This is a genomic window from Streptomyces longisporoflavus, assembly GCF_014649775.1.
Taxonomy (GTDB): domain Bacteria; phylum Actinomycetota; class Actinomycetes; order Streptomycetales; family Streptomycetaceae; genus Streptomyces; species Streptomyces longisporoflavus.
Genome location: NZ_BMTR01000003.1, coordinates 124,266 through 138,482 on the forward strand (window position 1 = coordinate 124,266; position 14,217 = coordinate 138,482).

A 14,217-nucleotide genomic window follows, 5' to 3' on the forward strand; every position below is an offset into this window, starting at 1 on the left:
ATCGGGAAGGGGCAGCCGGTTTTGAGCACGCACGCACCGCAGGCGGCGCACACAGCGCAGACGGCGACGCTGCCTGCGACGTTGGACGAGGCCGTGGAGGCGCTCGCCGCGATGCCCGCCGCCGTGCCCGTGGCCGGCGGCACCGACCTCATGGCCTCCGTCAACGCGGGCCTCCTGCGCCCCGCCGCGCTCGTCGGCCTCGGCCGCATCAGCGAGATCCGCGGCTGGCAGTACCAGGACGGTCACGCGCTGCTCGGCGCGGGCCTCACGCACGCACGCGTCGGGCGGCCCGACTTCGCCGCCCTCATCCCCGCGCTCGCCGCGGCCGCACGCGCCGCGGGGCCTCCGCAGATCCGCAACGCGGGCACCCTCGGCGGCAACATCGCCACCGCGGGCCCCACCGGCGACACCCTGCCCGTCCTGGCCGCCCTGGAAGCCGTGCTCATCATCGCGGGGCCCGGCGGCGCGCGCCGCGAGGTGCCCGTGTCGCACCTGCTCGCGGGGATGGACATGCTCCGGCCCGGCGAGCTGATCGGCTTCGTACGGCTGCCGCTCCTGCACGCCCCCCAGGTCTTCCTGAAGGCGACGGGACGGACCGGCCCCGGCCGCGCCACCGCGTCCGTCGCGCTGGTCCTCGATCCCGCGCGGCGCGGTGTGCGCTGCGCCGTCGGCGCCGTCGCGCCGATGCCGCTGCGGCCCCTGGAGGCCGAGCAGTGGGTCGCGTCGCTGATCGACTGGGACGGCGAGCGGACGATCGTGCCGGAGGCGCTCACCGCCTTCGGCGAGTACGTCGCCGCCGCCTGCATCCCCGATCAGCCCCCGGCGGAGGACGGCTCCCCGCAGCCGCTGCCGCCCGCCGTACTGCACCTGCGGCGCACCGTCGCCGCGCTGGCCCGACGAGCACTGGGGAGGGCGCTGTCGTGACCGACGAGCAGAACAACAACAACGGCGGCTGGCAGCCGCATCCGCAGGGCGAGTACGACTCGGACGCCACGGCGTTCGTGCAGCTGCCGGAAGGCGCGCTCGACTCCTTCGACCACTCGCCGCTCGCCGCGCCCGGACACGGCTATGTGCCGCCGCAGATAACGGTCACCCCGACGAGCGCCGACGCGACCGACCCGGCAGCCACGGGCGTCTGGGCCATGCCGCCCGAGGTCACCGGCGTGCAGAACGTGCAGTGGCCCACCGTGGGCGAGGCAAGCGAGGCGGCCGGGCCCGCCGCCGGTCACGACGGCAGTGACGTACAGGAGCACGCGTACGACCCGCGGGCCACCGGGCAGTGGAACTTCCACGAGGCGGAGGAGCACGCGTCCGCCGCCCCGGCTCCTGCCGATGTCACCGGGCAGTGGTCGATCCCCGTCGCCAATGGTGATCTTCCGGATGAATCGGGCGAGTTCACCGCGTCGTCGCTCACCGCGCAGTGGGGCGGTACGCCGCCCGCGACGCTGCCGGGCGGAGCTCCGGCGCCGTGGGCGACCGGAGGCGCGGGCGCGGGCGCGCCGTGGTCGGAGCCGGCACAGCAGTCGCAGCAGTCGCAGCAGTCGCAGCAGGCGCACGTGGAGCCGCACCAGTACGTCGAGCCGCAGTCGCAGCCGTACGTCCCGCCGCACGAGCAGCACCCGCCGCACGAGCAGCACCAGCCGCACCAGCACGTCGAGCCGCAGCCGTACGTCCAGCCGCAGCACCACGAGCCCGTGGTGCCCCCGGAGGCGTTCGTCCCCGAGGCGCCTGTCGCGCCCGAGATGCATGTGGCGGTGCCCGAGGCGCCCGCGGAGCCGGAGCCCGGTCCCGAACCCGTCCACGAGCCGGAGCCCGAAGCCGAAGCCGCAGCAGAGGCCGAAGCGGAGGCAGAGCCCGAGCCCGAAGCCGAGGCGGAGCCCGAGGCCGAGGTCGAGGCCGAGACGGACACCCCGGCCGAAACGGACGCCGAAGCCGCCGCCGAGCCTGAGGCCGCCCCCGAAACCACCCCGGAATCCGCCCCGGAACCCGCCGAAGAAGCCCCTGCGGACCCCGCCATCACCGCCACCGCACTCGGCGACGAACACCCCCTCTGCTCGTACGTCCTGCGCGTCAACGGCGCCGACCGCCCCGTCACCGACGCCTGGATCGGCGAGTCCCTGCTCTACGTCCTGCGCGAGCGCCTCGGCCTCGCGGGCGCCAAGGACGGCTGCTCGCAGGGCGAGTGCGGTGCCTGCAACGTCCAGGTGGACGGCCGTCTCGTCGCCTCCTGCCTGGTGCCCGCGGCCACCGCCGCCGGCAGCGAGGTCCGCACCGTCGAGGGCCTCGCCGCCGACGGCAGACCCTCCGACGTGCAGCGGGCGCTCGCCGCCTGCGGTGCCGTCCAGTGCGGCTTCTGCGTGCCCGGCATGGCGATGACCGTGCACGACCTGCTCGAAGGCAACCCCGCCCCGACCGACCTGGAGGCCCGCCGCGCCCTGTGCGGGAACCTCTGCCGCTGCTCCGGCTACCGCGGCGTCCTCGACGCCGTGCAGGAGGTGGTCGCCGAGCGTGAGGCGTCCGCCGCCGCCGCGGAGCCTTCGGTACAGGACGACCAGCCGGGCGAGGCGCGTATTCCGCACCAGGCCGGGCCCGGCGCCGGAGGCGTCAACCCGGCGGCGCAGGACGGCACGTACGAAGGTCCCTACGGCCAGGACGGAGGCCAGGCGTGAGCAACGAAGCCGCGGCGACGGCGCACACCGCGACCGCAGTGGAGACGCAGCCCGGCCCCGAGCCGCTGCCGCACGGCATCGGCGCCTCGCTGCCGTCGGCCGAGTCCCGTGCCAAGACGGAGGGCACGTTCCCCTACGCGGCCGACCTGTGGGCGGAGGGCCTGCTGTGGGCGGCCGTCCTGCGCTCGCCGCACGCGCACGCGCGCATCGTCTCCATCGACACGTCCCAGGCGCGCGAGATGCCGGGCGTGCGCTCCGTCGTCACGCATGAGGACGTGCCGGGCCAGGCGCTGCACGGCCGCAAGACCGCGGACCGCCCGTTCTTCGCCTCCGACGTCGTACGCCACCACGGCGAGCCCATCGCCGCCGTGGCCGCCGACCACCCCGACACCGCGCGGATGGCCGCCGCGGCGATCTTCGTCGAGTACGAGGTGCTCGAACCGGTCACCGACCCCGAGAAGGCGTTCGCCGCCGAGCCCCTGCACCCCGACGGCAACCTGATCCGGCACATCCCGCTGCGGCACGGCGACCCGGAGGCGGCGGGCGAACTCGTCGTCGAGGGCCTGTACCGCATCGGCCGCCAGGACCCGGCGCCGATCGGCGCGGAGGCGGGGCTCGCCGTGCCGCGCCCGGACGGCGGCGTGGAGCTGTACATCGCCTCCACCGACCCGCACACCGACCGCGACATGGCCGCGTCCTGCTACGGCATCGACCCGGACATCGTGAAGGTCGTCGTGACCGGCGTCCCCGGCGCCACCGCCGACCGCGAGGACGCGGGATTCCACCTTCCGCTCGGCCTTCTCGCATTGACGACGGGCTGCCCGGTGAAGCTGACGGCGACCCGCGAGGAGTCCTTCCTGGGCCACGCCCACCGCCACCCGACGCTGCTCCGTTACCGCCATCACGCCGACGCCGAGGGCAAGTTGGTGAAGGTCGAGGCGCAGGTCCTGCTCGACGCGGGCGCGTACGCGGACACCTCGTCGGACGCGCTCGCCGCGGCCGTTTCCTTCGCCTGCGGTCCGTACGTCGTCCCGAACGCCTTCATCGAGGGCTGGGCGGTGCGTACGAACAACCCGCCGTCCGGACACGTCCGGGGCGAGGGCGCCATGCAGGTGTGCGCCGCGTACGAGGCCCAGATGGACAAGATCGCCAAGAAGCTGGGCATCGACCCGGCCGAGGTGCGGCTGCGCAACGCGATGGCCACCGGCGACATCCTGCCCACCGGCCAGACGGTGACATGCCCGGCTCCCGTGGCCGAACTCCTCGCCGCCGTACGGGACTTCCCCCTCCCCGAGCTGCCCAAGGACACTCCCGAGGACGAGTGGCTGCTGCCCGGCGGACCCGAGGGCGCGGGCGAACCGGCCGCGGTGCGCCGGGGCGTCGGCTACGGCCTCGGCATGGTCCAGCTCCTGGGCGCCGAAGGCACGGACGAGGTCTCCACGGCCACGGTGAAGGTCCACGACGGCGTCGCGACGGTCATCTGCGCGGCGGTCGAGACGGGCCAGGGCTTCTCGACGCTCGCCCGCCAGATCGTCCAGGAGACCCTGGGCATCGACGACGTCCGCGTGGCCCCCGTCGACACGGACCAGCCCCCGGCAGGACCGAGCTGCCACGGCCGCCACACCTGGGTGTCGGGCGGCGCGGTGGAGCGCGCGGCGAAGATGGTCCGCACGCAGCTTCTCCAGCCCCTGGCCCACAAGTTCGGGATGTCCACGGAACTGCTCCAGATCACCGACGGCAAGATCACCTCGTACGACGGTGTGCTCAGCACGACGGTGACGGAGGCGATGGACGGCAAGGAACTGTGGGCCACGGCCCAGTGCCGCCCGCATCCCACCGAGCCCCTCGACGAGGCAGGGCAGGGCGATGCCTTCGTGGGCATGGCGTTCTGCGCGATCCGCGCGGTCGTGGACGTGGACATCGAGATCGGCTCGGTCCGGGTCGTGGAGCTGGCGGTCGCCCAGGACGTGGGCCGCATCCTGAACCCGACCCAGCTGAAGGTACGTATCGAGGCGGGCGTCACGCAGGGAGTCGGCGCGGCGCTCACGGAGAACCTCCGCACGCCGCGCGGCCTGGTCCGCCACCCGGATCTCACGGGCTACGCGCTCCCGACCGCCCTGGACACCCCCGACATCCGCATCGTGAAGCTGGTGGAGGAGCGGGACGTGGTGGCTCCCTTCGGCGCGAAGGCGGCGAGCGCGGTGCCGGTCGTGGCGACTCCGGCGGCGGTGGCGTCGGCGGTACGGGCCGCCACCGGCCGCCCGGTGAACCGCCTCCCGATCCGCCCGCAGGCGGCGGTGGCGACGTGACGGTGCCGCCGCTGACCGGTGTCGTCGTCATCACCGGGATCATGGCCGCGGGCAAGTCCACGGTGGCGCAGGCTCTCGCCGAGCGGCTGCCGCGTGCGGCGCACGTACGGGGTGACGTCTTCCGCCGGATGATCGTGTCGGGCGGTCAGGAGTACGAGCCCGGCGCGTCGGACGAGGCGGCGGCACAACTGCGCCTGCGCTACGGCCTGTCGGCCGCGACGGCCGACGCGTACGCCGCCGCGGGCTTCGTCGCGGTGGTCCAGGACGTCATCCTGGGCGAGGAGTTGAAGACGTACGTCGATCTCCTGCACACCCGTCCCGTGCACGTCGTCGTCCTCGCCCCGCGCCCGGACGCGGTCGCCGCGCGGGAGGCCGGCCGCGGCAAGACCGGGTACGGCGCGTGGACCGTGGAGGACCTGGACACGGGCATGCGGTCGACCACCCCGAGGGTCGGGCTCTGGCTGGACAGCAGTGACCTGACGGTCGAGGAGACGGTGGACGCGATTCTCGCGGGGCTCGACGAGGCGCGGGTCTGAATCCTCGGGGAATCCTTCGGGCAATTCTCTGGAGGCCGTGGCGGGAATCGAACCCGCGTTACTGGATTTGCAGTCCAGCCCCTGAGCCACTCGGGCACACGGCCAAGTTGTCGATGACTTGACTCGTTGAACGTAGCCGTGGCCGGCGGGTTCGCTCAAGGAATCTCCGGCTGCTGCAACGGGACTGCCATACGGCGTTCATGTTTCAAGGTGCCGGGATCAGCCGGACGACCGTGACGGTCAGGATCGAACCCGAGACGTAGTACCGGAGGAAGACGCCGTGAATGGTGGCCTCCCTGCGATCCGCGTCCTTTCCGAGGGCAATGGAGCCGTGACCGTATGGATCAACGCCCAGTGTTCGCTCCACGGCCGCCTTGAACGTCTCGGACCTCGCCATCTTCGCCAAGGTGTCGTCGGCGGGCGGCGCGTAGGAGATGCGGTAGGTCACGCGGCGCTGTTCCTCTCCGCTTCCTCGCGGGCGAGGCGGTCCATGATCGCGTCGGCCACCGGGTCCGGCACCGCCTCGAACATCCAGTGCCGCATCACTGCGTGGATCTCGTGCACACCGGCCGAGTTGATCTCCTGGTCGAATTCCTCGCGCCTGCGTTCCGGCAAGGCCTCGCGAATGGCGGGAATGCTGTTGGGCACCTCGACCTCTACCCCGTCGATCACGGTTTTGAGCGGCTCGGCCATGATGCGCTCCCTTCTGGCTCCGCAGTCACGGTAGCGATTCTTCATGGTGCTCTGTCGTCTCTTCTCTCTTCGGCTTACGCCGCCGCCGTGGCGGAGTGCACGGTGCAGTCGCGGCAGCGGCCCGGTCCCGGGGCGCGGAAGGCGCGGTCGCAGTGGTCGCAGTTCTGGAGGGGGTCCGGGCGTGGTGGGGCCGTCGGGGCGGGCGGGATCGGCGGTGGGAGGAATTCCGTCAGGCGGTGGGCCAGCAGGGCTGCCGGGTGGTGGATCGGGGTGGCTGGGAGCCCCGCTGTGAGCGTGCGGCGCACCGCCTCCGGGGTGATGCCCCGGTCCAGCCATGCCGTGGCCGCCGGTGCGAGGCGGCGCACGTCGCGTTCGGCGAGAAGGAGGCGGGGGTCGTGGCGCCGCAGGTCCGTGAGGAGGGTGGTCGCGGTGTTGTCGTGCGCCTCGGGGAGGGGGCGGGGCAGGGGGAGGGGAGCTTCAGGGGGTGCTGGCGCGGGCTTCGGCGGCGGCTGTGCGCTCACCGTCATCGCGGGCGGGTTGTTGTACGACACCGTTCGCGTGATCACCTGGCCCGACGGCAGACGCTCGCGTGTGCGGGTGAGGTAGCCGTGGGCCTCCAGCTCGCGCAGGGCCGCCGCGATGCGGACCTCCCCTTCGGGGAAGCGGTCCGCCAGGCGTTTGATGCTGACCTTGGCGCCTGCGGGCAGCGACTGGATGTGGGCGGCCAGGCCAATCGCCGTGAGGCTCAGCTCGCGATGCTGGGTGAGGTGATTGCCGACGACGGTGAAGCGGTCGGGGTGGCGGCGGTCGATGTGCCGGATGCCGCTGGACGGAACCGGGGGTTCCGCGCACGGGTGCGCGTTAAGCTGCTGCTCAGTCATCGGGAAGCTCTTATCTTCCTCGGTGATCAGGCCCTCGCATTGGGATGCCAGTCCCGGCGAGGGCCGTCTCATGTCTGGAGTTGTCGAGGCCGAGCTTGCACGGTGAACTGGCATATGCGCCAGTTGGGTTGGGGTAGATCACCCGTGTGAGTGACGGCGGCGGGGTTTGGGGCGGGTGGGGAGGTTCTCTCCCTCGTTTCTTACGTACTTGATGTCGCGCCCCACCGATCGCGGGTCCGCCGGGACGCGGAATCCTCGATGCGGTCACGTGGGGACAGGGGCATCGATTTCCGCCCAGACGGTTTTGCAAGGGGGCGACCCCGGTTCCGTGCCCCAGCGGTCGGACAGGGCGGCGACCAGGAGCAGGCCCCGGCCCGACTCGGCGTACAGAGGCGGGGGTTGGGCTGCTTCCGGCGGGCGGCGGTCCGCCCTCGCGTCCGTCACCTCGATACGGAGCGTGGCCGCCTCGCCGATCTTGAGCGCCAAGCGGAAGCTTCTGCCGGGTACGTGGCCGTGCAGCGCGGCGTTGTTCGCCAGCTCGGCGACGATCTGCTCGGCCGCCTCGAACGGCATGCCCCAGCTGCGAAGTTGCTCGCCTGCCAGCAGTCGTGCCAGGCGGGCGCCTCTACGGGTGGCGGAGAGCAGGATCGTGAACTGATGTACGGGGATCGAGGTGCGGGTGGTTTCTTGATTCACGTCACTCAGAGTGGCCGCGCGTGCGTACCGTGAACAGCGGCGCGGGCTGTGCGTACCGCGTTTGTCCCGCGCTTGTCCCGGCTTGTCCCGGCTGTCCCTGGTGACGTTCGGGTACGAGTGCGCGTTGGGCTTGGACGGTACGTCGGAGGTGGCGCGGTGGGCACGGAACGTGGCGGCGAGGGGCGTAATGACGGGGCGGACGAGCCCGGTTGGGACGTCGACCCGGAGGACGAGATCAGCGCGGTGGTCGAGGCGATCGGTCACCACCTCAAGTTGCGGAGGGAGGCTGCGGGGCTTCGTGCGGCCGAGTTCGCGGAGGCGATTGGGTACGGGGAGGACCAGGTCCGGAAGGTTGAGCGCGGGGCACGGATCCCGCGACCTGAGTACCTGGACAAGGTGGACGAGGTCCTCGGCGCGGGAGGGCTTGTCTCCGCGATGAAGAAGGACCTGGAGAAGGCGCGGTACCCGAAGAAGGCCAGGGATCTGGCGAAGCTGGAGGCACAGGCGGTCGAGATCGGGCTTTACAGCCACCACAACATCCACGGCCTTCTGCAAACCGAAGAGCACATGCGGGCGCTGTTCGAGATGCGGCACCCCTCGTACACGCAGGATCAAGTGGAGCGAGACGTGGCAGCGCGTATGGCCCGGCGGGCGGTCTTCGAACGTTCCCCTGCGCCAACCCTCAACTTCGTCCAGGAAGAGGCGACGCTACGGCGCACCATCGGAGGAAGAATGGTGCTGCGTCGGCAGCTTGAACACTTGGTGACCGTAGCCCAGTTGCGGAATGTCACCTTCCAAGTGATGCCGCTCGACTGCGAGGACCATGCCGGAATGGGAGGACTGATCGAAGTGCTGAAGTTCCGTGACGGCACGGCAGTTGGGCGCTCCGATGGGGCGTTCGGCGGTCGCCCTGTTTCCGACCCGAAGCAGCTCAGGATCCTTGAGTTGCGCTATGGAATGATCCGGGCTCAGGCCCTCAGGCCACGGCAGTCACTGGCCTTCATCGAGCAAATGCTGGGAGAGACATGATCCGCAAGGCTTCTGACGGAGACGCCTCCGGGCTGGAGTGGTTCAAGAGCAGTTACAGCAGTGGCAGCGAGGGAGACTCGTGCGTCGAGATCGCCCTGGAATGGCATAAAAGCAGCTATAGCAGCAGTAACGAGTCAGGCGACTGCGTCGAGGTAGCCACCACCCCCGCCACCATCCACATCCGCGACTCCAAGAACACCCCTGGCCCCCAGCTGGCCGTCACCCTCGCCGCATGGAGCGACTTCGTGACGTACGCCTCCGAAAGCTGAGCTGACCGCAGGTAGCCGGAGACGTACGACCAAGGAACCAGAGGTCCCCGGACCCCGGACAGGGGTCAAAGCCTGCCACGCCCCTTACGCTGGCCAGCATGACCGCCCTGGAACCACGTGACGCCGAAGTCACGGCCGCCCCGATAGTCCCGCCGTCCGAGCTCAAGGGCGGAGTGCTGCGCGCTCCCTATCGCGCGCTCAGTCTCGGTATCGTCTCCGTGGTTCTGCTCATCGCCTTCGAGGCGACCGCCGTCGGGACCGCGATGCCGGTGGCCGCCCGTGAGCTCGACGGCGTCTCCCTCTACGCCTTCGGTTTCTCCGCGTACTTCACCACCAGCCTCTTCGGCATGGTGCTCGCCGGGCAGTGGGCCGACCGGCGCGGGCCCCTTGGACCGCTCGCCACCGGCATCGGCGGCTTCGCGGCGGGCCTCGTCCTGTCCGGGACCGCGCAGGCCATGTGGATGTTCATCCTCGGCCGCGCCGTGCAAGGGCTCGGCGGCGGGCTCGTCATCGTCGCGCTGTACGTCGTCGTCAGCCGCGCCTACCCGGAGCATCTGCGCCCGTCCATCCTCGCCGCGTTCGCGGCCAGCTGGGTCGTGCCGTCAGTGGTGGGCCCGCTGGTCTCCGGGACCGTCACCGAGCATCTGGGCTGGCGCTGGGTCTTCCTCGGTATCCCGGTGCTCGTCGCGGCGCCGCTCGCGCTCGCCCTGCCGCAGATCCGCCGCCGGGCGGCAGGGCCGGTCTCCGACGCACCTGCCGGTCCCTTCGACCGGCGTCGTATCCGGCTCGCGCTCGGCATCTCGCTGGGGGCCGGGCTCCTCCAGTACGCGGGGCAGGAGCTGCGCTGGCTCTCGTTGCTGCCCGCCGTGCTCGGCGCGGCCGTGCTCGTGCCCGCCGTCCTCGGGCTGCTGCCGCGCGGCACGTACCGGGCGGCCCACGGCCTGCCGTCCGTCGTGCTCCTTCGCGGCATCGCCGCCGGGTCGTTCATCGCCGCCGAGTCCTTCGTGCCGCTGATGCTCGTCACCCAGCGCGGGCTCTCGCCGACCCTGGCGGGGCTCTCGCTCGCCGTGGGCGGTGCGACCTGGGCGTTCGGATCGTTCGTACAGTCGCGGCCGGCCATGGAGCCGTACCGGACCCGGCTCATGGTCGCCGGGATGCTCCTGGTCGCCGCCGCCATCGCCACCGCGCCCACGGTCCTGATCGACGCCGTCCCGGTGTGGATCCTCGCCGTGGCCTGGGCCTTCGGCTGCCTCGGCATGGGCGCCGTCATCGGCTCGACGAGCGTCCTGCTGCTCCGGCTCTCGCCGCCCGAGGACGCGGGCGCGAACTCCGCCGCACTGCAGATCTCCGACGGCCTCTCCAACGCCCTGCTGCTCGCCGCCGGGGGCGCCGCCTTCGCCGCACTCGGCGGCGGCATGGTGGACGCGCACGGCTCCACCGGGGCGGGCGCCTCGCATCCGGCGGCCTTCGTCGCCGTATTCCTGCCGATGGCTGCGGTGGCGCTGGTGGGGGCTTGGGTGGCTACGCGGCTACGGGAGCGGTCGGCGTAAGTGGTACCACTCTGACCCCACTCGCAGTACCATTGCGGTATGGCTATGAACCTTCGTCTGCGCGACGACCAGCAGGAGGCGCTCAAGCTGCGTGCTGAGGAGGAGGGGCGCAGCATGCACGCCATAGTGCTTCAGGCGATCGACCGGTATCTGGAGCAGGAGGCGGACCGTGCGACTGTCCGCCGCCTGGGGGCCAAGTACGCGGCGGGCCACGCCGACTTGCTGCGGAGGCTGGGGGAGTAGATGAAGTACCTCACGGTTCAGGAGGTCCTGGACCTGGCGGAGCTCGCCTGCGGGGAGCAGGAGATCGCCGTACGTGATCTGGGGCTGCTCAGCTCGGCAGTACACCGTCCCCAGTCTCAGATGTTCGGCGTCGAGGCGTACACGGACCTGTTCGAGAAGGCCGCCGCGCTGCTCCAGTCGCTTGCGGTGAACCACCCTTTGGTCGACGGCAACAAGCGCATGGCGTGGATGAGCACCGTCGTGTTCCTGGACTTCAACGGCACTGACATGATCGACGTGGACCAGGACGAGGCGTACAAGCTCGTCATCGAGGTGGCCAGTGGCGGTCTGGACGACGTGGGGCTGATCTCCCGGCGACTGCGAGGGTTGCACGAGGCCGTGTGACCCCTGTCGCACCCAGGGCTGACGTGATGCCGTCAACCCCGGGAAGCGGCAGGGGCACCGGTAGGGTGGCCCGGTTGTCGTACGTACCCGAGCTGCAAAAATCCGGAGACCGTGACTACCACCGCCGCCAACTCCGCCTCCTCCCACCACCTCTCTCCCGCCTTCCCCGGCCGCGCCCCCTGGGGCACCGCCAACAAGCTGCGTGCCTGGCAGCAGGGCGCGATGGAGCGGTACCTCCAGGAGCAGCCGCGTGATTTCCTGGCCGTCGCGACACCCGGCGCAGGCAAGACGACGTTCGCGCTGACGCTCGCGTCCTGGCTGCTGCACCACCATGTCGTGCAGCAGGTGACGGTGGTCGCGCCGACCGAGCATCTGAAGAAGCAGTGGGCGGAGGCGGCGGCCCGCATAGGGATCAAGCTGGACCCGGAGTACAGCGCGGGGCCGCTCAGCAAGGAGTACCAGGGCGTCGCCATCACGTACGCGGGTGTCGGCGTGCGGCCCATGCTCCACCGGAATCGGGTCGAACAGCGCAAGACCCTCGTCATCCTCGACGAGATCCACCACGCCGGTGACTCGAAGTCGTGGGGCGAGGCCTGCCTCGAAGCCTTCGAGCCCGCGACCCGGCGGCTCGCGCTCACCGGTACGCCGTTCCGCTCCGACACCAACCCGATCCCCTTCGTCGCGTACGAGGAGGGGAACGACGGCATCCGGCGGTCGGCCGCCGACTACACGTACGGCTACGGGAGCGCGCTCGCCGACGGCGTCGTGCGCCCCGTCATCTTCCTCTCCTACTCCGGCAACATGCGCTGGCGGACCAAGGCCGGCGACGAGATCGCCGCGCGGCTCGGCGAGCCGATGACCAAGGACGCCATCTCGCAGGCCTGGCGGACGGCCCTTGACGCGCGCGGCGAGTGGATGCCGAATGTGCTGAAAGCCGCTGACCAGCGGCTCACCGAGGTGCGGAAGGCCATCCCGGACGCCGGCGGCCTCGTCATCGCCTCCGACCAGGACTCCGCCCGTTCCTACGCCAAGCTGATCCGCGAGCTCACCGGGGAGAAGGCCACCGTCGTCCTCTCCGACGACCAGGGCGCCTCCAAGCGGATCGACGACTTCACCGCGAGCACCGACCGGTGGATGGTCGCCGTCCGCATGGTGTCCGAGGGCGTCGACGTGCCGCGCCTCGCGGTGGGCGTGTACGCGACCACGATCTCCACGCCGCTCTTCTTCGCGCAGGCAGTGGGCCGTTTCGTACGTTCCCGGCGGCGCGGCGAGACCGCGTCCGTCTTCCTGCCCACGGTCCCCGACCTGCTCGGCCACGCCAACGAGATGGAGGTCGAGCGCGACCACGTGCTCGACAAGCCGAAGAAGGAAGGCGAAGAGGACCCCTACGCCGAGTCCGAGAAGGAGATGGACGAGGCGAACAAGGAGCAGGACGAGGACACCGGCGAGCAGGAGCAGTTCTCCTTCGAGGCCCTTGAGTCCGACGCCGTCTTCGACCGGGTTCTTTTCGATGGTGCCGAGTTCGGGATGCAGGCCCACCCGGGGAGCGAGGAGGAGCAGGACTATCTGGGCATCCCGGGGCTCCTCGAACCCGACCAGGTGCAGATGCTGCTCCAGAAGCGGCAGGCCCGGCAGATCGCGCACAGCAAGAAGCGGCCCGACGAGGAGGCCGACCTGCTCGAACTGCCCGCCGAGCGGCGGCCCGTGGTCTCCCACAAGGAGATGCTGGAGCTGAGGAAGCAGCTCAACACCATGGTCGGCGCGTACTCCCACCAGAGCGGGAAGCCGCACGGCGTGATCCACACCGAGCTGCGCCGCACCTGCGGCGGACCGCCGAGCGCCGAGGCCACCGCCGGGCAGCTGCGGCAGCGCATCGCGAAGGTCGGGGAGTGGGCCACCCGCATGAAGTAGGGGTCCTTCCCGGCTGAAGTTAAGGGTCCCTCTCGGTGACGGGGGAGGAGGGGTGCGTTCCATGTGTGGGGGAGTCGTGCGTACCCCCGTCCGCGAGCCCCGCGTATGGGGCATTGCGGCCCCTAATAGCCGGTCCCGTGCCCGGATTCTGGACTGAGTCTTCCGCTGAGCGGGACGGTCTCGCTAATGTCCCCGCAACGTACACGCCCCGTGGCAGCGCCGCCGCGGAGCGCAGCCGGAGTTCCGACCGGCGGCCTCTGACGCGCGTCGCCCACGGGACCGGCGACGCAACCGCCGTAAAGGGGCCGTCGACCCTCACCTAAGGAGTGGGCGTCGTGACCGCGGAGACTTCCCAGACCCTCGACCGAGGGCTGCGTGTCCTCAAGTTGTTGGCCGACACCGATCACGGGCTCACCGTCACCGAGCTCTCGAACAAGCTCGGCGTGAACCGCACCGTGGTGTACCGCCTCCTCGCCACCCTTGAGCAGCATGCCCTGGTCCGCCGTGACCTGGGCGGCCGGGCCAGGGTCGGCCTCGGGGTGCTTCGCCTGGGCCGCCAAGTGCATCCGCTGGTGCGCGAGGCCGCGCTGCCCGCCCTTCGCTCCCTCGCCGAGGACATAGGCGCCACGGCGCATCTGACGCTGGTCGACGGCACCGAGGCACTTGCCGTCGCCGTCGTCGAGCCGACCTGGACTGATTACCACGTGGCCTACCGCACCGGCTTCCGGCACCCGCTGGACCGGGGCGCCGCGGGCCGCGCGATCCTCGCCGCCAGACAGGGCCTGGCCACCGACCCCGGTTACGCCCTCACGCACGGAGAGCTGGAGGCGGGCGCGAGCGGGGCCGCGGCGCCGCTGGTGGGCGTCACCGGCATAGAGGGCAGCGTGGGCGTCGTGATGCTGTCGGACTCGGTGCCGGAGCGGGTGGGGCCGCGGGTGGTGGATGCGGCGCGTGAGGTAGCCGATGCGTTGCGCTGAGACCGCGCGGGCGAGCCGGTGTCTGTCGGTACGGTAAATCACCGGCTCCGCCGGGTTCGTCCTCAAACGC

The 14,217-nt window shown here is 71.2% G+C and carries 15 protein-coding genes and 1 tRNA gene; 11 read left to right on the forward strand and 5 right to left on the reverse strand.

Annotation, left to right across the window (positions count from 1 at the left end):
* Positions 1-21 precede the first annotated feature (21 nt).
* The 4 genes from IE226_RS07165 to IE226_RS07180 are packed head-to-tail and all read left to right on the forward strand — an operon-like array spanning position 22 to position 5,514.
* The gene (locus tag IE226_RS07165; protein WP_190080190.1) at positions 22-924 is read left to right on the forward strand and encodes an FAD binding domain-containing protein; all 903 of its coding nucleotides are present in this window, start codon (positions 22-24) and stop codon (positions 922-924) included.
* Positions 921-2,669: a (2Fe-2S)-binding protein gene (locus tag IE226_RS07170; protein ID WP_190080191.1), complete on the forward strand. Its 1,749-nt coding sequence runs from the start codon at positions 921-923 to the stop codon at positions 2,667-2,669. Before IE226_RS07165 ends, IE226_RS07170 begins: the two co-directional genes overlap by 4 nt.
* Positions 2,666-4,978, forward strand: a complete 2,313-nt coding sequence (locus IE226_RS07175; protein ID WP_190080192.1) for a xanthine dehydrogenase family protein molybdopterin-binding subunit — start codon at positions 2,666-2,668, stop codon at positions 4,976-4,978. The genes IE226_RS07170 and IE226_RS07175 overlap by 4 nt, the downstream gene beginning before the upstream one ends.
* A 2-nt stretch (positions 4,979-4,980) precedes the next feature.
* Positions 4,981-5,514 (forward strand): AAA family ATPase, encoded by a 534-nt coding sequence (locus IE226_RS07180; protein WP_268251278.1) that lies wholly within the window; start codon positions 4,981-4,983, stop codon positions 5,512-5,514.
* Between the two features lie 29 nt (positions 5,515-5,543).
* Here IE226_RS07180 and IE226_RS07185 read toward each other — a convergent pair.
* The 5 genes from IE226_RS07185 to IE226_RS07205 form a co-directional block, all read right to left on the reverse strand.
* Positions 5,544-5,618: transfer RNA gene (locus IE226_RS07185), tRNA-Cys, on the reverse strand.
* Between the two features lie 101 nt (positions 5,619-5,719).
* Positions 5,720-5,962, reverse strand: coding sequence for a hypothetical protein (locus IE226_RS07190; protein ID WP_190080193.1), 243 nt, complete (start codon positions 5,960-5,962; stop codon positions 5,720-5,722).
* The gene (locus IE226_RS07195; RefSeq protein WP_190080194.1) at positions 5,959-6,207 is read right to left on the reverse strand and encodes a hypothetical protein; all 249 of its coding nucleotides are present in this window, start codon (positions 6,205-6,207) and stop codon (positions 5,959-5,961) included. Before IE226_RS07195 ends, IE226_RS07190 begins: the two co-directional genes overlap by 4 nt.
* A gap of 74 nt (positions 6,208-6,281) precedes the next feature.
* Positions 6,282-7,088 carry a helix-turn-helix domain-containing protein gene (locus IE226_RS07200; RefSeq protein WP_190080195.1) on the reverse strand — a complete coding sequence of 269 codons (807 nt, stop codon included), beginning with the start codon at positions 7,086-7,088 and terminating at the stop codon, positions 6,282-6,284.
* Between the two features lie 264 nt (positions 7,089-7,352).
* Positions 7,353-7,784: an ATP-binding protein gene (locus tag IE226_RS07205; protein WP_190080196.1), complete on the reverse strand. Its 432-nt coding sequence runs from the start codon at positions 7,782-7,784 to the stop codon at positions 7,353-7,355.
* A gap of 156 nt (positions 7,785-7,940) precedes the next feature.
* On the opposite strand from IE226_RS07205, the gene IE226_RS07210 reads away from it, so the two are divergent.
* From IE226_RS07210 to IE226_RS07240, 7 genes are all read left to right on the forward strand, one after another.
* Positions 7,941-8,813, forward strand: a complete 873-nt coding sequence (locus IE226_RS07210) for a helix-turn-helix domain-containing protein (RefSeq protein WP_190080197.1) — start codon at positions 7,941-7,943, stop codon at positions 8,811-8,813.
* Complete coding sequence (locus IE226_RS07215) at positions 8,810-9,082, forward strand: DUF397 domain-containing protein (RefSeq protein ID WP_190080198.1); 273 nt, start codon at positions 8,810-8,812, stop codon at positions 9,080-9,082. Before IE226_RS07210 ends, IE226_RS07215 begins: the two co-directional genes overlap by 4 nt.
* A gap of 98 nt (positions 9,083-9,180) precedes the next feature.
* A complete protein-coding gene (locus tag IE226_RS07220) occupies positions 9,181-10,632 on the forward strand; it encodes an MFS transporter (RefSeq protein WP_190080199.1) in 1,452 nt (483 codons plus the stop codon).
* Between the two features lie 45 nt (positions 10,633-10,677).
* Positions 10,678-10,875, forward strand: a complete 198-nt coding sequence (locus IE226_RS07225) for an Arc family DNA-binding protein (RefSeq protein WP_013003224.1) — start codon at positions 10,678-10,680, stop codon at positions 10,873-10,875.
* On the forward strand, positions 10,876-11,259 hold the full coding sequence (locus IE226_RS07230) for a type II toxin-antitoxin system death-on-curing family toxin (RefSeq protein WP_190080200.1): 384 nt from the start codon (positions 10,876-10,878) through the stop codon (positions 11,257-11,259). It abuts the gene before it with no gap.
* A 111-nt stretch (positions 11,260-11,370) separates the two neighbouring features.
* Positions 11,371-13,170 carry a DEAD/DEAH box helicase gene (locus IE226_RS07235; RefSeq protein ID WP_190080201.1) on the forward strand — a complete coding sequence of 600 codons (1,800 nt, stop codon included), beginning with the start codon at positions 11,371-11,373 and terminating at the stop codon, positions 13,168-13,170.
* A 335-nt stretch (positions 13,171-13,505) separates the two neighbouring features.
* Positions 13,506-14,147: an IclR family transcriptional regulator gene (locus IE226_RS07240; protein ID WP_190080202.1), complete on the forward strand. Its 642-nt coding sequence runs from the start codon at positions 13,506-13,508 to the stop codon at positions 14,145-14,147.
* The last annotated feature ends 70 nt before the right edge of the window (positions 14,148-14,217 follow it).